The organism is Roseburia sp. AF20-18LB (genome assembly GCF_003461185.1).
GTDB classification, from domain to species: Bacteria; Bacillota; Clostridia; order Lachnospirales; family Lachnospiraceae; genus Roseburia_C; species Roseburia_C amylophila.
In genome coordinates this window covers 45,262-65,223 of the sequence record NZ_QTWP01000002.1, presented here as the reverse complement: position 1 = coordinate 65,223, position 19,962 = coordinate 45,262, and the positions used below count along the sequence as shown (strand labels likewise).

Below are 19,962 nucleotides of genomic sequence, written 5' to 3'. Positions count from 1 at the left end.
GCTTTGCAAAAAAAAACAACAGCCGCGCCAGTGTATACACTGATACGGCTGTTGCGATGGCATTATACGGTTTCCGGTTCGTCGTAATCAACACCAAAGGTTTCTACGGTAACGGTTTTCATTCGCTGGTCTTCCATTGGACGGTCGCTGTAGTCGGTTGCAACTTCTGCAATTTTATTTACCACATCCATGCCTTCGATGATTTTACCGAAAGCAGCGTAAGCACCATCTAAGTGTGGAGCATCCTTATGCATGATAAAGAACTGGGAGCCGGCAGAGTTTGGCATCATGGAACGAGCCATGGAAAGAACGCCTGCAGAATGCTTTAAGTCATTGGCAAAGCCGTTCTGTGCAAATTCACCCTTGATACCATATCCTGGACCGCCCATTCCGGTTCCTTCCGGGTCACCACCCTGAATCATAAAACCGTTGATGACACGATGGAAGATAAGTCCATCATAAAATCCCTTGTTGACAAGGCTGATAAAGTTATTTACTGTGTTAGGAGCAACCTGCGGATATAATTCCGCTTTCATAATATCTCCGTTTTCCATTTCAAATGTAATAATAGGATTCTGAGCCATTGTAAGATACCTCATTTCTGTTCATTGAATTCATCCTGCATAACAGAATGTAGTTCTACTATAGCGGAAAAAGGCTTTTTTGTAAAGAAAGAGAGAAGGGAATATGTGTCACTGGAATATTGTAAACTGGAACTGTATCATACGAAAAGAAACATTAGAAGAAAAACTTCCGGCAGAAGAAAAACATGCATTAAGCCGCCTGCAAAAAGAACTGTCAGAGCAGAAAAAAGTGGGACTTCTTTTTACAGATGCTGATTTGGAAAAAGATATCACATTTTTCCTGAGCGGACATCATGTAAAGCCGGAGGAATGTATGCTGCTTGCAACAGAACCGGAAGAAGTGGCATGGGCGAAAAAGGATGCAGATGCAGACTCAGACTCAGACCAGCTTACCATCATTGGCTATGAAGTACCGGATTTTTCAAAACAGATGCCTTTAAGCAATGTGGATATGCTGCTTCTTGGACTGGAAGAAGTGGACACAGAATTTTTACTTCGGACATTTCAGCGGAAGCATCACCTGCCGTGGCGGATACTAGAGACAAAGCGGTGCTATCTGAGAGAGATTACGTTAGATGACATGGACGATTTATTTGATTTATATAATAAGAAGGGAATCTCCGATTATATCGAGCCCCTTTACGAAAGGCAGGAAGAGGAGGAGTACCAGAGAGCATACATTGAAAATATGTATGGCTACTATGGATATGGCATGTGGCTGGTAAAGGGAAAAGACACCCATCAACTGATTGGAAGAGCCGGGATCGACTATCGCAAACTGCTTGACGAAGAAATTATCGAGATGGGCTATGTCATTGCACCGGAATACCAGAGGCAGGGTTATGCATATGAGGTCTGTCAGGCAATCATGGCATGGGTAAAAAATAATCTTGAATTTCGAAGAATTGACTGTCTGGTGGAGCCGGGGAATGAAGCATCGTTGGGACTGCTTCATAAACTTGGCTTTCAGGAAACAGAGAAGATAAAACAGGATGGAAAAATATTCCGGCATTTCTGGTATTTTTATCCGTGATTGGAAAGTTAAACGGCAGGAGACATTTTTATACATAATATAAATCTTTTTTTCATATATAGTACAAAGCGAAAATGTATCCGGAACATGATATAAAAAATAAGTTACGGATGCAGGCGCAAGGTACGAAGATGGATGGAGGATATATGGGAAAAGAGAAGGTGGCAGGAAAAGGAAATCTTTTTACGACAATGGGCAAAGTGTTGCTGGTCATGTATATTCTGACGGGAATGCTGCTTTTTATTCTGGCGGCAGTCTTATATAAAATGGAATTAAGCGAAGCTGCGGTAAATATCAGCATTATCATAAGCTATATTGTAGTGGGATTTGTCGGCGGCTTCATCATTGGAAAGATTAAGAAGAGCCGGAAATATCTGTGGGGAGCCGTGATGGGGCTATTATATTTTGCAGTGCTGCTCATTGTGTCCCTGATATTGAAAAAGGGACTGGATTCCGGAATGCAGCATATCCTTACAACACTGATTTTATGCACTGCTTCGGGAACTGTGGGAGGAATGCTCAGTTAAAAAAAGTGCTTTTCTTATGAAAGACTATGTGTTATACTAACTAGAGGTATTTTTTCGAAAGGAGATAACGAGATGAAACATATTAAGACCCTGAATACAAGAAAGTTACAGAATACAGTAAAGAAGGGCGGATGCGGCGAGTGCCAGACATCTTGTCAGTCAGCATGCAAGACTTCCTGTACTGTAGGAAACCAGACTTGCGAGCATTGCAAATAATTACCAAAAGTTCAGATTGAGAACGAACGAAACGACCGTACGCCTGCGCGGACGGTCGTTATAATGTTGTAAGAAAGTGAGGAAATATTGTAGTGGTTCACCAGTATAAAAACAACGGCTATAATATTGTCCTGGATGTAAACAGCGGCGCCATCCATATTGTGGATGACTTAACCTATGATGTCATTGCATTGTGGGAAGAGACAAGCCGTGAAGAAATCATACAGAGACTGAATAAGACCTATGATGAGGCGGAGATAAAAGAAGCAATTGAAGAGATAGAGGAATTGCAGAAGAACGGAGATTTGTTCACACCGGATGATTATGAAGAATACATCGGTGATGTAACAAAGCGTCCTACTGTAGTAAAAGCACTGTGTCTGCATATTGCCCATGATTGTAACCTTGCCTGCAGATACTGTTTTGCAGAAGAGGGAGAATATCACGGCAGACGTGCGTTAATGTCCTATGAAGTAGGAAAAGCTGCATTGGATTTCCTGATTGCCAATTCCGGCAACCGCCGGAACTTAGAGGTGGACTTCTTCGGTGGAGAACCTACCTTAAACTTCCAGGTGGTAAAAGATTTAGTAGCATATGGAAGAGAGCAGGAAAAAATACATAATAAGAATTTCCGGTTTACACTGACCACAAATGGCGTTCTTTTAAATGACGATATTATGGAGTTTGCCAATAAAGAGATGGACAATGTTGTATTAAGTATTGACGGAAGAAAAGAAGTCAATGATTATATGCGTCCGTTCCGTGGTGGTCAGGGAAGCTATGATGTGATTGTTCCGAAATTCCAGAAATTTGCAGACAGCAGAAATCAGGAACGCTACTACGTGCGTGGAACCTATACCCATCATAATTTAGATTTTTCCAAGGATGTACTGCATCTGGCAGACCTTGGGTTTAAGCAGATTTCCGTAGAGCCGGTTGTGGCACAGGAGACAGATGATTATGCCATTCGTGAGGAAGACCTGCCACAGCTTTTTGCAGAATATGATGCACTGGCAAAAGAGATGGTAAAACGGAAAAAAGAAGGAAAAGCATTCAACTTCTTCCATTTTATGATTGATTTGGAGGGCGGCCCTTGTGTTGCCAAGAGACTTTCCGGATGTGGTTCCGGAACCGAGTATCTGGCAGTAACACCTTGGGGAGACTTGTATCCATGTCATCAGTTTGTTGGAAATGAAGATTTCCTGATGGGAAATGTTTTTGAAGGCTTAAAACGTACCGATATCCGGGATTCCTTTAAGAGCTGTAATGTTTATTCCAAGGAAAAATGCAGAGAGTGTTTTGCAAGATTCTACTGTAGCGGTGGATGTGCAGCGAACTCTTATAATTTCCATGGTGATATTCATAATACCTATGACATTGGTTGTGCATTGCAGAAGAAACGTGTGGAATGCGCAATTATGATAAAAGCCGCAGAGGCGGAAATTTAAGTCAGGAGAAAGGAAGAAGAAAATGAAGAAAAGTAAGGGCGTAGCCATATTACTTGCAGTTCTCTTGGTTTTAGCAGGACTGTCGTATTATGCGTCTATCATCTTATCTTCAACCGGAAAAGGTGAAGATAAGAACATTAAGCTTGGATTGGATCTGGCAGGTGGTGTCAGCATCACATATCAGGTGGAATCCGAGAATCCGACTTCCGAGCAGATGAAGGATACTATTTACAAGCTTCAGAAGCGTGTGGAAGGCTACAGTACAGAAGCATCTGTATATCAGGAAGGTGATGACCGTATCACCGTTGAAATTCCAGGAGTAAAGGATGCCAACAAGATTCTGGACGAACTTGGAAAACCGGGTTCCTTAGAGTTCCGGGATCCGGACGGAAATGTTTACATGACCGGTAATGATGTAAAGGATGCACAGGCTGCAACACAGCAGGATAACCTTGGCAACAAGCAGTATGTGGTCCAGCTTACACTTACCGATGAAGGCGCACAGAAATTTGCAGATGCAACCACTGCCAATGTTGGAAAGGTCTGCCCAATTGTATATGATGATGAGGCAATCAGTACTCCTCGTGTAAAAGAAGCAATTACCGGCGGAAGCGCAGTAATCGATGGAATGAGTTCCTATGAAGAAGCAGAGACTTTAGCTTCTAACATCCGTATCGGTTCTCTTTCCTTAGAGTTATCTGAGTTACAGTCCCAGATAGTAGCAGCACAGCTTGGTACAGAAGCAATTTCAACGGCATTAAAGGCAGCAGCAATCGGTCTTGCCCTGATTGCGGTATTCATGATTGCTTACTACTGGATTTCCGGTGTGGCAGCAACCATAGCACTTGGAATTTATACTACAATGGTAGTTGCAGTTATTTATCTTTTTGAAATTACACTTACCCTTCCGGGTATCGCAGGTATCATCCTTTCCATTGGTATGGCGGTAGATGCAAATGTTATTATCTTCGCCCGTATCAGGGAAGAAATTGCATCCGGCAAGACTGTTTCGACAGCGATTAAGACCGGATTCCAGAAAGCGTTATCTGCAATTTTAGACGGAAATATCACCACCCTGATTGCTGCAGCAGTGCTGGCATTTAAGGGAAGCGGTTTCGTAAAAGGATTTGCTTATACACTGGCAATCGGTATCGTATTATCTATGTTTACTGCATTAGTTGTAACAAGACTGGTATTACATGGACTGTATGTAATTGGTTTCCGTGATGCAAAATTCTATGGAAGACAGAAAGACCGCCGTCCAATGCATTTTATTGCAAAACGCCACGTATTCTTTATTATTTCAGCAGTAATTATCATTGCCGGATTTGTGGGAATGGGCGTAAACAAAGCCAATGGCAAGGGCGCATTGAACTTAAGCCTTGAATTTGTCGGTGGTACATCTACAACCGTAGATATGGGTAAAGATTATACTCTTGCAGAATTAGATTCTGAAGTAATTCCTCTGATTGAGGATGTGACTGGAGATTCCAGTGTACAGGCTCAGAAGGTAGAAGGAAGTACACAGGTTGTATTTAAGACCAGAAGCCTTGATTTGGACGAAAGAGAGCAGTTAAATACTACATTAGAAGAAAATCTTGGTGTAGATACTTCAACTGTTTCCTCTACTAATATCAGTTCCACTATCAGTGGTGAAATGACAAAAGATGCAGTCTGGGCAGTAGTAATTGCAACAATCTGTATGCTGGTTTATATCTGGTTCCGGTTTAAAGACATTCGTTTTGCAACCTCTGCTATTTTAGCACTGATTCATGATGTACTGGTTATTTTAACCTGTTACTCCTTATTACGTCTGTCAGTAGGAAGTACATTTATTGCAGTAATGCTGACAATCATCGGATATTCCATCAATGATACCATTGTTATCTTTGACCGAATCCGTGAGAATATGCATCTGGTAAGAAATGTGGATAAGGAAAGCTTAACCGAAATAGCTGACCGCTCCATTTCCCAGACAATTTCTCGAAGCTTAAATACTTCAATTACAACCTTTGTAATGGTATTCCTGCTTTATATCCTTGGAGTTGCATCTATTAAAGACTTCTCACTTCCTCTTATGGTAGGTATTGTGAGCGGAACTTATTCTTCTATCTGTATTGCAACGGAGCTGTGGTTTGTATTCAAAACACGCTTTGCAAAGAAGAATGCATAAGTAACAGAAATGGTTTCCCCTCTTCTGATTTTGGAAGAGGGGATTTTTACATTTGGGCGTTGTTTAAAAATTAATATCCGGGGATTGCAAAAGGATAGAAGAGATTTGTTACAATAATATTACGTTGATTCGCAGCAGATTATCTTTCGTTATGAAATACCACAGTTCTAAAATGCGTGTTTTTCTTTTGGTTATGAAAACAGTCTTTCCAATGTTTGCCAGAATAGCTACACGGTTCGTCGAAGTACAGATGCCTGATAAGGGCTGTTAGGGGCACTGGGAATTTCATCTGGCAACAGGCAACGCTGGTACAGGGATGTACCAGCGAGGCACATTTGAACATGGACGTGAATTTGTGCCGGTTGCCAGAAGAAAGTATAATTATGCCGAAATTCCCTGTGCCCCTTGCAGGCGTTATGCGGCATCTGTTCTCGACGGACAGTGCAGCTATTCAGTCAAAGCAACCGGAAAGACAGTTTATATGCAAGAAAAACACGCATTCTAAGAACTGCTGGCATTTCATAACGGATAAAGATAATCCGCTGTAAATCTCCGTAATATTTTCCAGCAAAGATTATTTCCGTTTGCAATCACCGAAAATTAATATTTGAAAAAGGAGAAAAGAATGACTACAATTCAGAAAATAGTAATTGCATATGCAATAATTGCAAATATTGTCGGGCTATCCGTCATGGGGATAGATAAACGCAGAGCCATCTGTCATAAATGGCGTATTCCGGAAAAAACGTTATTTCTGGTAAGCATACTGGGAGGAAGCATTGGGACATGGGCAGGTATGTATCTGTTCCGTCATAAGACAAAACATTGGTACTTTGTAATAGGAATGCCATTTATACTGATTGTGCAACTGGTTTTATACTATTATTTTTGGTAAAAATATTTTCAAACCGGGATAGGCGTGATAAAATATATCAAACAGAAATGAGATATGGATAATAGATGAGTAGCAGCATCAGGGGGAAATGCGAATTATGGCAGGAATGATGGAGTTAAAGGGCTGCCGGATTATTGTAAAGGAAATTGCCGGCGGGAAGAGGGTATTAGATACAAGAATTAAATCTTATGATCCGATCCGTAAAGTAGTAAAGGTTAGTGCAGGAAGCCTGGACAACCGGATGGAGCATGCAGTGACGGTTATCATATTTGGACCGAATGGGAGCCTGGTAGAAGCTACCGGTAATCTTCGGAAGGTTATAATTGCCAATGAAGTAGAAATCGAGCTGGGCAGGAGTAAGAATGGTGAGAAGCGGAAGCATGCCCGTTATCCCTTAAAAGAAAAGGGATATATAGAATCTGTTATTGTGGATGGAACATTAATTGAATTGCAGAAGCCAATTGAAATGGAAACCTGTAATATCAGTGGAAATGGAATTCTGATTCAGACAATGGCAGGAAGCGGGACAGTTGGAACGGAACTGCGGATTTGCGTGAAACTTGGAGATACAATGTTACAGAAGACATATCGGATTGTCCGGATACAGAATGCAAATCTTAAGACAGAAGAGTATGGCTGCATGATGATTCGTGACAGGAATATATAAGGGCGGAGTGACAGAATGAGACTTAGAAAAATTCCAATTGATTTTTTATGGGAAGGCCTGGAACTTTCCGGAGATATTTATAATGACAGAGGTTCGGTGCTGCTTTTGAAACGGGGCGAAGTCCTGACACAGGACCGGTTAGATAAACTTTCCAAGTTTGAACGTGGTGGATATATTACAACCAGTGAGGAAACTTATCAGGAAATTCTCAACAGTGGAAAAGCACCAAGAGCTGCATTGCAGAGAGTATACGAAGAAGCAATCGGCTATACAGCATTAAAAAACGATGTAGACAGTATTTTTTCTGTAACCAGAAATGCTTCCGAAATTAATATGGAAGCAACGGAGACTGTTACAAAGGATATTTTTACTAAGATTAAGGTATTGGATTTTCCTAAAATATTTCAGTGTATTGATGCACCGAGAGAGATGGATGAGAATTTGCAGCGCCATTCCCTGAACGTAGCATTTACCAATGGTGTTATCGGGCAGTGGCTGAAGCTTCCGGAACCGGTGATTAAAAAGCTGGTATGCGCCGGATTAGTGCACGATATCGGAAAGACGAAGATACCGGAAGAAATCTTAAATGCACCGAGAAGACTTACGGAAGAAGAATTTGAAATCATAAAAGCTCATCCCGTTTATTCATATGAGCTGCTTTGGGATAATGTAGATGAAGATATCCGGTTAGCGGCAAGACATCATCATGAGCGGCTGGATGGAAAGGGTTATCCGGATCAGATTGCAGGAGATGAGATTTCTCTGCTGGCAAGGATTACTGCCATTTCCGATGTGTATGATGCCATGATTTCCCAGAGAAGTTATAAGGAATCCCTGATTCCTTTTGATGTGTTGGAGAAATTTAAAAAGGGCGAATTTCCGGGACTGGATGAACGCCTGGTAGACTTATTTGTGAAAAATATGGTGGAAAATTACCGGGATGTAAAGGTACAGATGTCCGATGGAAGAATCGGTGTGGTACGTTACATTCCACCAAATGACCTGAATCATCCGATTATCAACTGTAATCATGATGTCAGTCAGACAGATGATAAATGGTATTGCGTCTGCATTGCAAATCAGACAGGAAAATAGATTTTGCATAAATAAAAACCTCTTTACCAGAAAACTGGTAAGGAGGTTTTTATTTACAGGCTCTGTTTCAGACAGGTTTTGATATCATCGGAAGCATTGCTGATTGGTTTCAGGTGGAAGGTATCGGTAAGATACTGCAGCACATTTGGACTGATGAAGGCAGGAAGCGTTGGACCTAAATAAATATCATGAATGCCAAGGCTTAAAAGGGCAAGCAGGTCAGCAACCGCTTTCTGTTCATACCAGGATATAATCAGTGACAGTGGAAGTCCGTTTACGTCCGTTTCAAAAGCATCTGCAAGTGCAGTAGCAATGCGGATGGCAGAGTAGACATCATTACACTGTCCCACATCCAAAAGACGTGGAAGCCCTGCTACTTCACCAAAATCTAGTTTATTAAAACGGTATTTTCCGCAGGCAAGCGTCAGAATCATACAGTCGGATGGAACCATCTGGGCAAAGTCAGTGTAGTAATTTCGACCCGGACGGGCACCGTCACAGCCGCCGATAAGGAAGAAATGGCGGATTTGTCCGCTTTTAACAGCTTCCACAAGCTGTGGGGCATAGCTTAAGGCAGCGTGGTGTCCGAAACCTACCAGAATCTCTTTTGCCGGCTGGTCTTCCTGAAAACCGCCAAGTTCAATTGCCTGTTTTATGATTTCACTGAAATCTTTGTCTCCATTTTCTTTCCGACCGACATGTTTCACACCATCCCAGCCCACTACATTCGTGCTGTAAATCCTGTCTTTGTAGGAATCTCTCGGGCGCATCAGGCAGTTGGTGGTCATCAGGATACAGCCGGGAATGTTGTCAAACTGTTTCTGCTGATCCTGCCAGGCTCCACCGAAGTTACCTACAAGATGAGAATATTTTTTCAGTCCATCATAACCGTGGCAGGGCAGCATTTCACCATGGGTATAGATGTTGATGCCGGTGCCTTCCGTCTGCTTCAACAGCATTTCCAAATCCTTTAAGTCGTGGCCGGAGACAATGATAAATGGCCCTTTTTTAATAGTAACATTTACCTTATGCGGGGAAGGATTGCCATAAATAGTGGTATTGGCATCGTCCAGTTTTTTCATGACTTCAATAGCCATTTCACCGGTACGCATGGTCAGACGGATCAGGTCTTCGACAGTCAGCCGGTCATCGGTAATGGCTTCTAATGCCAGTATATAAAAGTCATCCACTTCATCACTGAAGTAACCTAATTCTCTTGCCTGATGACCATAGGCACTGATACCTTTTAAACCGTAGAGAATAGTTTGACGGAGGGAGCGGATGTCTGGGTCTAAGGATTTGTCATACATAATGCCCGCCATAGGAGCATCCTTTAACATATCCGTTTTTGAATCCGGCAGATGATAGGTGGCATGGAGTGTGGAATTCGAAATTTCACCTACCAAATTGTGAAGTTCTTCTTTGATTTGCTGTGATTGCCGGAGCAGTGCCACATGTACATCTGCATCAAAATTTACATTGGTAAGTGTCGTAAAAAGTACATTTTCAATAAAGCTTACAATCGATTTGTCCATATGTTGTCCCTGCTCCACCAGCACTTTTCCGTAGCAGCTGATTCCCTTTATCTGAAAAATAAGTAAATCCTGCAGGTTGGCAATTTCCGGTGTCTTTCCGCATACGCCAAGCTTTGTACAGCCTTTGCCACCGGCTGTCTGTTCACACTGATAGCAGAACATTTCATAATTTAAATCCATGTTATTTCCCATACGATAATCTCCTTTTATAGAAAATTTTTTGGACGATTGCGAAAAGATATATTTTTCTTTCAAAATTTTTACTATAGAAGGGCATTTCAGCACAAATTACTTCCAATGCCCTTCTATATTTAAAATTTTTGAAATAAATTCTTATGTTCTTTTTCATAATCGCCTAAGAAAAGTTTATATATCGGCATTAGCATGAGCCGGGAAAAGGAATATTATGCATGAAGAAATAGAGTAGATAAAATAGAAAGTTGACAATGGAATAAAATCTGGCTAAAATACTTAGGAACCGAACTGATTAGAAATAGTAATAAGTTTAAAGAAAGGAACAGATTTGCCATGGAAACAGGAAAGGTAATTAATAAAATATCCAACCGGCTCCGCAGACGTTCTAAGAAAATACAGGAATCTATCGGAATCAGCGGAGCAAAGGGTAACATCTTAAATTATATTCTGGTGGAATCAGAAAACCATCCGGTATACCAGAAAGAGATTGAGGAAGAATTTGGCTTGCGTCCGTCTACTGCAACAGAGACTTTAAAGAATCTTGAGCAGGCAGAACTAATCTACCGGGTGCCGGAATCAGAGGATGGAAGATATAAGAAGATTGTTTTTACAGAACAGGCGCGGAAGATTGAACATATTCTGCGAAAGGAAATTACGGAATCGGAAGAACTTTTATTACAGGGAATTACGGAAGAAGAAAGAAAAGAATTTTTAAGAATTGCCGAGAAGATGCTTCGGAATCTGGAATGAGAAATTTAAAGTTACAAGAGGCCGATGAGTGTCTTTGGGAAGCAGATTTTACCGGCAGAAAGGAAGGGTTACAATGGACGAAAATGAATTAATGGGCAGCATGAAGGTGTCGAAGGCAGTAGCAAAGATGGCAATTCCAAGTGTCATCAGCAGTCTGGTTACTGTCGTTTATAATATGGCGGATACATTTTTCGTAGGGCAGACAGGGGATCCGTTGCAGGTGGCAGCAGTCAGTCTGACGAATCCGATTTTTATATTATTCATGGCATTTGCCAATATGTTTGGTATGGGCGGAAGCGCAGCGGCATCTATGGCATTGGGCGAAAAGAAGGAAAAAAGAGTAAAGCAGGTTTCTTCTTTTATTACCTATGCATCACTTATCGTGGGAATTGTTTTTGCTGCAATTTTACTGGTTGGAATGCAGCCGGTTTTACAATTGTTTGGAGCAGATGCAGATACTTATGAACTGGCGAAAGGATACACAACATATATTTCTTATGGTGCACCGTTTATTATCTGGTCTGCGGCAGCAAGCTTTGTTGTGCGTGCGGACGGAGCCAGCCGGGAAGCTATGGCAGGAAGTATGATAGGAACCGTGGCCAATATTATTTTAGACCCGATATTTATCAGTGGATTTGGTATGGGTGCAGCAGGCGCAGCCATTGCAACGACTATTGGAAATATAATGGCGAGTGTATATTATCTTTGGTATTTCTGTAGAAAGAGCAGGAACATGTCTATGGCATTCCGGTATTTTAAATGTGGGGACAGAATTCTGTCCCAGGTATGCTCGGCAGGACTTCCAACAGCTATTTTTTCTGCATTGATGAGCATTTCTACGATTATTTTAAACCAGATTCTGGTGGCATATGGAAATGCACCGGTAGCGGCTATTGGAATTGTATTTAAGGCAAATATGTTTATCACATTTTTACAGATGGGACTGGCAAATGGAGTACAACCGTTATTAGGCTATAGTTACGGTGCAGGGAACAGGGAGCGTTTTATTACAGTGGAACGTTATACGAAGAAATGCTGTCTGATTGTAGGTGTATTGGCGACAGCACTGTTTTTCTTTTTCCGGGAGCCGATTATCCGCCTGTTTATTTCTGATACAGAGGTCATAAATTATGGTGTGGAAATGCTGATTGCTTATATGATTTCCGGTCCGGTCATTGGCATTTTATTTATGAATATGAACTGTATGCAGTCTACCGGAAATGCACTTCCGGCAACGATTCTTTCTATATTGAGACAGGGCGTACTTTTGATTCCGGTGCTTTACGGCTTGAATGCATTGCTCGGTCTGCACGGTGTTATCTACGGACAGGCATTGACGGATTATGTGGCAGTTCTCCTTTCTATTGTAATCTGGCGTTGGAAACGCAGGAAAACTTTATAGGCGAAAATGGTCAGGTTGCCTTTTTCACAGGTTGGTGCTATGCTGACGATAGTAGATTGGCAGAGTAAGTGGAGGAGAAGGCATGGAGCAGAATGTTCAGAAAGCAGAACAGATGAAATACCGGCTGGCAGATGCTATGAAGCAGTGTATGGCGAAGATGCCGATAGAACGGATTACAGTCCGGCAGATTGTGGAACTGAGCGGAACGACAAGACAGACATTTTACCGTCATTTTCAGGATAAATATGATCTGATAAACTGGTATTTTGACAAAATTTTAGCAGAATCCTTTGAACATATGGGAGAGGGAAAGACGGTATATGAGGGGCTGGTAAAGAAATTTGAATATATTGAACAGGAAAAATTATTTTTCCGGGCTGCATTTAAATCAGACAGCCAGAATTGCTTAAGAGACCATGATTTTGAACTGATTACCCGGTTTTATACGGATAAAATAGAAAAGAAATCAGGACAGAAATTATCGGAGCATCTTCATTTCCTTCTGGAAATGTATTGCCAGGGTTCAGTTTATATGACAATTCAGTGGGTGCTTGGAAGAAAGAAGACTACACCGAGGGAACTGGCAAAGGCACTGACGGAAGCGGTGCCGGCAGAACTGAAAGCAGTATTTGAAAAATTGCAGATGATATAGTGGTGACGGATGATGATTGAGAGTGGAATTTGCCCATGACAGATATTGAAAAATCAAGTGACAGAGTTGGCTTTTTGTAACTTTTTATTTGTCGCTTTCATTGGTAAAATAGAGGTATCAATAAAGGACAAAGGAGAAGATAAAATGGCAAACAGAATTATGTTAAACGAGACTTCCTACCATGGCGCAGGAGCAATTAAAGAAATCGCAAACGAGGCAAAGGCAAGAGCATTTAAGAAAGCATTTGTCTGTTCTGACCCGGATTTGATTAAGTTTGGTGTAACATCCAAAGTAACCGATGTATTGGATGAAGCAGGACTTGCTTATGAAATCTATTCAGATATTAAGGCAAATCCTACCATTCAGAACGTACAGCATGGTGTGGAAGCATTTAAAGCATCAAAAGCAGATTATATCATTGCAATTGGTGGTGGTTCATCTATGGATACATCAAAAGCAATTGGTATCATTATTGCAAATCCGGAATTTGAGGATGTCAGAAGCTTAGAGGGTGTAGCTCCGACAAAGAAGCCTTGTGTTCCGATTATTGCTGTACCGACAACAGCCGGAACTGCAGCAGAAGTTACCATTAACTATGTAATTACAGATGTAGAGCGTAAGAGAAAATTTGTATGTGTAGACCCGCATGATATGCCGATTATCGCAGTAATTGACCCGGAGATGATGTCATCTATGCCAAAGGGACTGACAGCTTCCACCGGAATGGATGCACTGACACATGCCATTGAAGGATATACTACAAAGGCTGCATGGGAAATGACTGATATGTTCCATTTGAAAGCGATTGAAATTATCAGCAGATCTTTAAGAAGTGCAGTTGCCAATGAAAAAGAAGGCCGTGAAGGAATGGCATTAGGACAGTATATTGCAGGAATGGGATTTTCTAATGTAGGACTTGGAATTGCACATTCCATGGCACATACATTAGGTGCTGTATATGATACTCCACATGGAGTTGCCTGTGCAATGATGCTTCCAATCGTAATGGAATACAACGCAGAATGCACTGGTGAGAAATATCGTGAGATTGCAAGAGCAATGGGTGTAAAAGGCGTAGATGACATGTCTGTAGAAGAATACAGAAAGGCAGCCATTGATGCGGTACAGCAGTTATCTGTAGATGTTGGAATTCCAACAAAATTAGAGGCGTTAAAGGAAGAAGACTTAGAATTCCTTGCAGAATCCGCTTTTGCTGATGCCTGTGCACCGGGCAATCCAAAGGATACAAATGTAGAGGATTTGAAAGCTTTATTCCGTAAACTGATGTAATCAGAAACTTAGACAATATATGATAGAAGAAAAGATAGCAGACTCCCGGAGTATCGGAAAAACGATGTTCCGGGAGTTCTTTATGAAAAATTTATTTGCGTCTGATAGGATGGAACCGTATAATAAATGTGGAAATCAAACCGGAGGAAGTAGGAAAAATCATAGAAGAAGAATCTATGTCAATATAGAATAGAGAGAGGAAAAGAAAAATGGCAGCACAATTAGCGTTTGCAAGTGATTATATGGAGGGAGCTCATCCGGCAATTCTCAGGAAGTTAGCGGAGACAAATCTGATAAAAAGTGCCGGATACGGACTGGATGAATATTCGGAAACTGCAAGGGAAAAGATTCGGAAGGCCTGCAATGCACCGGAGGCAGAGGTGCATTTTCTGGTGGGAGGAACACAGACCAATGCCACGGTAATTGGGGCCCTGTTAGCATCTTATCAGGGAGTGATTGCGGCAGAGACCGGACATGTCAGCTCCCATGAAGCAGGAGCTATTGAAGCGGGTGGACATAAGGTGTTGACGATTCCGCAGACAGACGGAAAAATCAGCGCAGAAAAGGTGGAAGAAGTCTTAAATAAATTTAAAGAGGATGGCAACCGTGCTCATATGGTGATGCCGGGAATGGTATACATTTCCCAGCCGACAGAATATGGAACCTTATATAACCGGCAGGAATTAGAAGCATTAAGTAAAGTATGCCGCAGCAATGGTATTCCACTTTATTTAGATGGAGCAAGACTGGCTTATGCACTGGCTTGTTCGGCGAATAATGTGACATTAGAAGATATTGCAGCATGCTGCGATGCCTTTTATATCGGAGGAACAAAATGCGGTGCATTGTTTGGAGAGGCGGTGGTATTTCCGAAGCCAGGACTTATTCCGCATTTCTTTACCATTATAAAACAGCATGGAGCACTGCTTGCCAAGGGACGGATACTTGGCATCCAGTTTGATGTGTTATTTGAAAATGATTTATATGAGCATATCGGAGAGCCGGCAATTGCAGCGGCAGATAAGATTCGGGAAGGCTTAAAGGAAAATGGAATCGAACTTTATCTGGATGCTCCCACCAATCAGGTCTTTTGCGTGGTAGAGAATGCATTTATGGAAAAGCTTGCGCAAAAAGTTGAATTCAGCTTCTGGGAGAAAAAGGATGAGAACCATACGGTAATTCGTTTTGCAACCAGTTGGGCAACGACAATGGAAGACGTGGATGAGCTGATAAAATTGATTAAACAGATAAATGAGTAGATGAATGATAGACGGATAAACAGATAATGAATAAAAAGGATGGAATGAGGATTTAAAAGATGTGGGCAATACTAATGATAGTACTGTTTTTCAGTGCGTTTGCAGGAATCATCTATCTGATAAACCGGATTGGAAAATTTGGTTTCCTGAATAAAATAACAAAAGGAAAAAAGTGGCTGCGCATCCTAATTAGTGCGGTTTTGGTATGTGGAATCACCGTAATACTCTGGGTAGCGTGGGGTTCGATGAATGCTATAGTATGCATTCTGCATCTGATTATATTCTGGCTTATCAGTGACGGAATTTTTGCACTGATAAAAAAACGCCGGAAGAGATCTGATATGTACCCAGAATCCTGGACACATATTTATGAACTAGGCTGAACACATGGATGCTATCCTGTATTGTACAGGCGGCATCCATTTTGTTTTTGCCTGAATTCTTTTGTTATTATAATAATCTATATATTCTTCAACCGCTTGTGAAAATTCTTCGAAAGAAGAATAGTTTTTTTCATAGCCATAATACATTTCATTTTTTAATCGTCCAAAGAACGTCTCCATAATACAATTATCATAACAATTACCTTTTCGTGACATGGATTGTATAATGCCATGTTCCTGTAAAGCATTTCTAAAATAAGCATGTTGATACTGCCAGCCTTGATCTGAATGAAATATCAATCCTTCAACTGAAGGAAATTTTTCAAATGCTTTATTCAGCATTCTTTTTATCTGTTCAAGATTAGGACTCATGGATAAATCATATGAGATGATTTCATTTGTATTCATATCTAGCACTGGAGAAATATAACACTTTCCCCATGCAAAATTGAACTGTGATACATCTGTGGTCCATTTTTGTAAAGGCAAAGTTGTACTGAAATCCCTGTCTATTATGTTGTCAGCAATCTTACCAACTTCACCCTTATAAGAATGATATTTCTCCTTTGGTCTTTTTCCGGCTAGACCTGCTTCATGCATAAGACGCTGAACTCTTTTATGGTTCACCTGATACCCGCGATTAATAAGTTCCTGGTGAACCCGTCTTACACCATATCTGCGCTTGTTCTCAACAAAAACACTTTTTATTTCTTCTAGTATTTCTTGATTGCGTTCGGCAATAACATCGTTTCTGCTAATCTCAAAATAGTAAGTAGATCTAGCCATGTGCATTGCTTTAAGGAGATATTTTAATTGGTATCCGTTTTCTCTGAGTTTTTTGATGATTGCTGCTTTTTCGCCTTGAGTTGCGCAGCCCATTTTTCTTGCCTCAAGGCGATCCGTTTTTTTATTACTTCATTCTCAGCTTTGATATATTCGTTTTCAGTTCTCAAGCGTATCAGTTCTTCTCGTTCTGATTCTGTTAAAGGTAATGGATTTGTTGACTTCTTCATTCTTGATTCCTTTGTTGGACGTCCTTTTTTACTTTCTACTAATCCATTATATCCTTGTGATTTATATTTGTATACCCATTGATAAAGCATTCCTGAGTTAATACCTGCTTCTATGGCAACTTTCCTCCTTGGTATGCCTGCAATAACTTTTAAAACCAGTTCAAGTTTTTCTTCCGGTGTCCACACTTTATTGAACACCTTATGTTTTAAAACTTCTGGACCATGTAAATCAACCAATCCAGACCATTCTCGTATATGTCTTTTGAGAGTATCTGGATTCGCACCCTCTGGGATATCTGGATACGAACCTGAATGATACAATTCAACACACATCAGTTTAAACTCATAACTATAACGCATAAAAACACCCTCCTTACTGGTTGTCCAGTAAAGAGGGTACATATCAATCTTTGAAAAGATATTATGCCGGAGCTGTGGCACTTGTATTTACCATAGGATATCTTGGAAGCGGCTGGTATCTGGCACATCATGTATGGGAGACGGACTATCAGATTCAGACGGATAAGGAAGTAGGAAGCCTTCGGGTGGCAGTATTTGCAGATTCCCATGTAGGGACAACTTTTCATGGGGAAGGCTTTGCCGAGCATATGAAAACCATAGAGGAGCAGCACCCGGATGTGGTTCTGATTGTGGGAGACTTTGTGGATGATGATACGACAAAAGAAGATATGATAGCCTGCTGCAAAGCATTAGGAGAGCTTGATACGACTTATGGTGTATATTATGTCTTTGGAAATCATGATAAAGGATATTATCCGCCGGAATACCGGGGCTATGATGGAAATGATTTGATAGTGGAATTAGAAAAAAATCAGGTACATGTTCTGCAGGATGAGGTAGAACTGATTGCGGATAAATTCTATATAATAGGAAGACAGGATAAATCCGAAGAATATGCAGAAAAAAAGAGCCACAATGGAAGAACTGACGGCAAACCTTGATCCGGATAAATTCTCCATTGTATTAGACCATCAGCCACAGGATTATGCAGCGCAGCAGAATGTCAATGTGGATCTGGTTCTTTCCGGACATACCCACGGTGGACAGCTATTCCCGCTGATGACCATTGAGAATCTTACGAAAATGACACCGGATGACCGTGTCTATGGATATGAGCAGAGAGAAAATACGAATTTTATTGTAACATCAGGAATTTCCGACTGGGCGATTAAGTTTAAAACGGGATGTAAGTCGGAGTATCTTATGATTGATATTGAAGGAAAATAAAAGAGGTGTATATGAAAAAGTTATTTTTGTATTTGACGGAATTTTTTGCAGGAATGTCAGTGATGGCAGTAGAGTTAGGCGCAAGCAGATTACTTGCACCATATTTTAGTTCTTCCCAGATAGTCTGGACAATCATTATCGGAACCATTATGATTGCCATGGCATTGGGAAATATTTATGGCGGAAGGACGGCAGACAAATCACCGAACCCGGATAAACTGTATGGAAGAATTATCATTGCCGCAATCTGGATTGCATTAATTCCGGTAGTGGGAAAATATATTATCATAGGAATATCAGCCCTTTTAATCTTTGCGGTAAATAATAATTTCCTGATTATTGCAGCTTTTGCAGCCTGCATGGTAATTTTCGTATTTCCGCTGTTTCTGTTGGGAACGGTAACACCATCCCTGGTAAAATATTCTGTTGATAATTTAGATGACAACGGAAAGACAGTAGGTACCTTAGGGGCATTTAACACCATCGGAAGCATCATTGGAACCTTTATCCCAACCTTTGTGACAATTCCGGCAGTAGGAACATCCGTTACATTTCTTATCTTTGCGGGAATTTTACTGGCATTATCCATCGTATATTTTATCAATGCGCATACCGGAAAGAAGAAAATAGTTGCATCTATTCTGATATTTGCACTGTGCTGCGGGTTTGGATATTCCGACTCATTTGCATTCTGGGAAAATAATCTGACCTATGAGGGGGAATCCGTATATAACTATCTTCAGGTATACGAAAATCAGGACAAGGTGTCCTTATCCACCAATGTGTTATTCGGTGTGCAGTCTGTGTATATGAAGCAGGATGAACTGACCGGCATGTATTATGATTATGCCATGGCGGCACCGCTTATGTTAAAAGACAAAGAAATATCAGACATGGATGTGCTGATTCTTGGAATGGAAACCGGTACTTATGCAACCCAGTGCCGGAAATATTTTGGAGATATGAATGTGGAAGGTGTTGAAATTGATGAGAAGATTACAAAGCTTTCCAGACAGTATTTTTCACTTTCGGAGGATGTGCCGGTAACGACTTATGATGGAAGAGCATTTTTAAATGCATCCGATAAGAAATACGATGTCATTATGGTAGATGCTTATCAGGATATTACGATTCCGTTTCAGATGTCTTCCGTTGAATTTTTTACGCTGGTAAAAGAGCATTTAAATGAAAATGGCGTAATGGTGGTGAATATGAACATGCGTGGGCAGAAAGAAGGAAATATTAACCAGTATCTTTCCGACACCATAGGAAGTGTATTTGGAACAGAATATACTGTGGATGTGGCAGGCTCTACAAACCGGGAACTGTTTGCATCCGACAATGGAGAAATTTTAAAGAATCTTTCTAACAACATTTCCAAGCTTGAAAATCAGGAGTTAAAGGGAATGATGACAGAGGTATTGGCAGATACCGTTTTCTATGAAAAGGGCGATTATATTCTTACAGATGATAAGGCACCGGTGGAACTTCTTGGAATGCAGGTGATTGATGAGATGATAAAAGATGAAGTTGCATATTATAAGGGAGTTTATAAAGAGGAAGGGCTGAAAGGACTGCTGAATTCCTTTTAAATATA

The 19,962-nt window shown here is 40.9% G+C and carries 21 protein-coding genes; 17 read left to right on the top strand and 4 right to left on the bottom strand.

Translation table 11 applies throughout. The features are described from left to right. Nucleotides 1-62: 62 nt before the first annotated feature. Nucleotides 63-584, bottom strand: a complete 522-nt coding sequence (locus tag DWX65_RS05085) for a peptidylprolyl isomerase (protein WP_117840572.1) — start codon at nt 582-584, stop codon at nt 63-65. A gap of 103 nt (nt 585-687) precedes the next feature. Here DWX65_RS05085 and DWX65_RS05080 point away from each other — a divergent pair, with 103 nt between their 5' ends. The 8 genes from DWX65_RS05080 to DWX65_RS05040 all read left to right on the top strand — a co-directional run bounded on the left by DWX65_RS05080 (nt 688) and on the right by DWX65_RS05040 (nt 8,638). After that, nucleotides 688-1,617 carry a GNAT family N-acetyltransferase gene (locus DWX65_RS05080; RefSeq protein WP_118172965.1) on the top strand — a complete coding sequence of 310 codons (930 nt, stop codon included), beginning with the start codon at nt 688-690 and terminating at the stop codon, nt 1,615-1,617. Nucleotides 1,618-1,748: 131 nt separating this feature from the next. After that, nucleotides 1,749-2,144, top strand: coding sequence for a TIGR04086 family membrane protein (locus DWX65_RS05075; protein ID WP_242997816.1), 396 nt, complete (start codon nt 1,749-1,751; stop codon nt 2,142-2,144). Nucleotides 2,145-2,216: 72 nt separating this feature from the next. After that, nucleotides 2,217-2,360, top strand: a complete 144-nt coding sequence (gene scfA / locus DWX65_RS05070) for a six-cysteine ranthipeptide SCIFF (RefSeq protein WP_022244181.1) — start codon at nt 2,217-2,219, stop codon at nt 2,358-2,360. Nucleotides 2,361-2,452: 92 nt separating this feature from the next. Further along, entirely contained in the window at nt 2,453-3,808 is a 1,356-nt protein-coding gene (gene scfB / locus DWX65_RS05065) for a thioether cross-link-forming SCIFF peptide maturase (RefSeq protein WP_022244182.1), read from the top strand. Between the two features lie 22 nt (nt 3,809-3,830). Continuing rightward, the gene (locus tag DWX65_RS05060; protein ID WP_022244183.1) at nt 3,831-5,981 is read left to right on the top strand and encodes a protein translocase subunit SecDF; all 2,151 of its coding nucleotides are present in this window, start codon (nt 3,831-3,833) and stop codon (nt 5,979-5,981) included. Between the two features lie 625 nt (nt 5,982-6,606). After that, complete coding sequence (locus tag DWX65_RS05050; RefSeq protein ID WP_118172963.1) at nt 6,607-6,876, top strand: DUF1294 domain-containing protein; 270 nt, start codon at nt 6,607-6,609, stop codon at nt 6,874-6,876. Between the two features lie 97 nt (nt 6,877-6,973). Beyond that, complete coding sequence (locus tag DWX65_RS05045; protein WP_158564700.1) at nt 6,974-7,543, top strand: PilZ domain-containing protein; 570 nt, start codon at nt 6,974-6,976, stop codon at nt 7,541-7,543. A gap of 15 nt (nt 7,544-7,558) precedes the next feature. Next, nucleotides 7,559-8,638 (top strand): HD-GYP domain-containing protein, encoded by a 1,080-nt coding sequence (locus tag DWX65_RS05040; protein ID WP_118172961.1) that lies wholly within the window; start codon nt 7,559-7,561, stop codon nt 8,636-8,638. 53 nt (nt 8,639-8,691) lie between these two features. Here the strand turns inward: DWX65_RS05040 and hcp are convergent, their stop codons facing one another. Then, complete coding sequence (gene hcp / locus DWX65_RS05035; RefSeq protein WP_117840582.1) at nt 8,692-10,365, bottom strand: hydroxylamine reductase; 1,674 nt, start codon at nt 10,363-10,365, stop codon at nt 8,692-8,694. Nucleotides 10,366-10,701: 336 nt separating this feature from the next. Between hcp and DWX65_RS05030 the strand changes: the two genes are divergently transcribed. The 6 genes from DWX65_RS05030 (at nt 10,702) to DWX65_RS05005 (ending at nt 16,104) form a co-directional block, all read left to right on the top strand. Further along, on the top strand, nt 10,702-11,118 hold the full coding sequence (locus tag DWX65_RS05030) for a MarR family winged helix-turn-helix transcriptional regulator (protein WP_118172960.1): 417 nt from the start codon (nt 10,702-10,704) through the stop codon (nt 11,116-11,118). A gap of 73 nt (nt 11,119-11,191) precedes the next feature. Continuing rightward, nucleotides 11,192-12,520, top strand: a complete 1,329-nt coding sequence (locus DWX65_RS05025) for an MATE family efflux transporter (RefSeq protein WP_118173144.1) — start codon at nt 11,192-11,194, stop codon at nt 12,518-12,520. Nucleotides 12,521-12,602: 82 nt separating this feature from the next. Beyond that, entirely contained in the window at nt 12,603-13,172 is a 570-nt protein-coding gene (locus tag DWX65_RS05020; protein ID WP_117840586.1) for a TetR/AcrR family transcriptional regulator C-terminal domain-containing protein, read from the top strand. Nucleotides 13,173-13,316: 144 nt separating this feature from the next. After that, nucleotides 13,317-14,462, top strand: a complete 1,146-nt coding sequence (gene fucO / locus DWX65_RS05015) for a lactaldehyde reductase (RefSeq protein WP_118172959.1) — start codon at nt 13,317-13,319, stop codon at nt 14,460-14,462. Between the two features lie 209 nt (nt 14,463-14,671). After that, nucleotides 14,672-15,721, top strand: a complete 1,050-nt coding sequence (locus DWX65_RS05010) for a threonine aldolase family protein (protein ID WP_118172958.1) — start codon at nt 14,672-14,674, stop codon at nt 15,719-15,721. A gap of 59 nt (nt 15,722-15,780) precedes the next feature. Further along, on the top strand, nt 15,781-16,104 hold the full coding sequence (locus tag DWX65_RS05005; protein WP_118172957.1) for a hypothetical protein: 324 nt from the start codon (nt 15,781-15,783) through the stop codon (nt 16,102-16,104). Here DWX65_RS05005 and DWX65_RS05000 read toward each other — a convergent pair. Both DWX65_RS05000 and DWX65_RS15135 read right to left on the bottom strand, forming a co-directional pair. Continuing rightward, nucleotides 16,096-16,983 carry an IS3 family transposase gene (locus DWX65_RS05000; protein WP_199535032.1) on the bottom strand — a complete coding sequence of 296 codons (888 nt, stop codon included), beginning with the start codon at nt 16,981-16,983 and terminating at the stop codon, nt 16,096-16,098. The genes DWX65_RS05005 and DWX65_RS05000 overlap by 9 nt on opposite strands. Further along, complete coding sequence (locus DWX65_RS15135; RefSeq protein WP_242997815.1) at nt 16,914-17,477, bottom strand: helix-turn-helix domain-containing protein; 564 nt, start codon at nt 17,475-17,477, stop codon at nt 16,914-16,916. Before DWX65_RS15135 ends, DWX65_RS05000 begins: the two co-directional genes overlap by 70 nt. Nucleotides 17,478-17,527: 50 nt before the next feature. Here DWX65_RS15135 and DWX65_RS04990 point away from each other — a divergent pair, with 50 nt between their 5' ends. Genes DWX65_RS04990 through DWX65_RS04980 form a run of 3 tightly spaced genes read left to right on the top strand, consistent with a single transcriptional unit; the run spans nt 17,528 to nt 19,957 of the window. Further along, nucleotides 17,528-18,079: a metallophosphoesterase gene (locus DWX65_RS04990; protein ID WP_158564699.1), complete on the top strand. Its 552-nt coding sequence runs from the start codon at nt 17,528-17,530 to the stop codon at nt 18,077-18,079. After that, nucleotides 18,054-18,365 carry a hypothetical protein gene (locus DWX65_RS04985; RefSeq protein WP_117697545.1) on the top strand — a complete coding sequence of 104 codons (312 nt, stop codon included), beginning with the start codon at nt 18,054-18,056 and terminating at the stop codon, nt 18,363-18,365. The genes DWX65_RS04990 and DWX65_RS04985 overlap by 26 nt, the downstream gene beginning before the upstream one ends. A gap of 11 nt (nt 18,366-18,376) precedes the next feature. Next, complete coding sequence (locus tag DWX65_RS04980; protein WP_242997814.1) at nt 18,377-19,957, top strand: spermidine synthase; 1,581 nt, start codon at nt 18,377-18,379, stop codon at nt 19,955-19,957. The last annotated feature ends 5 nt before the right edge of the window (nt 19,958-19,962 follow it).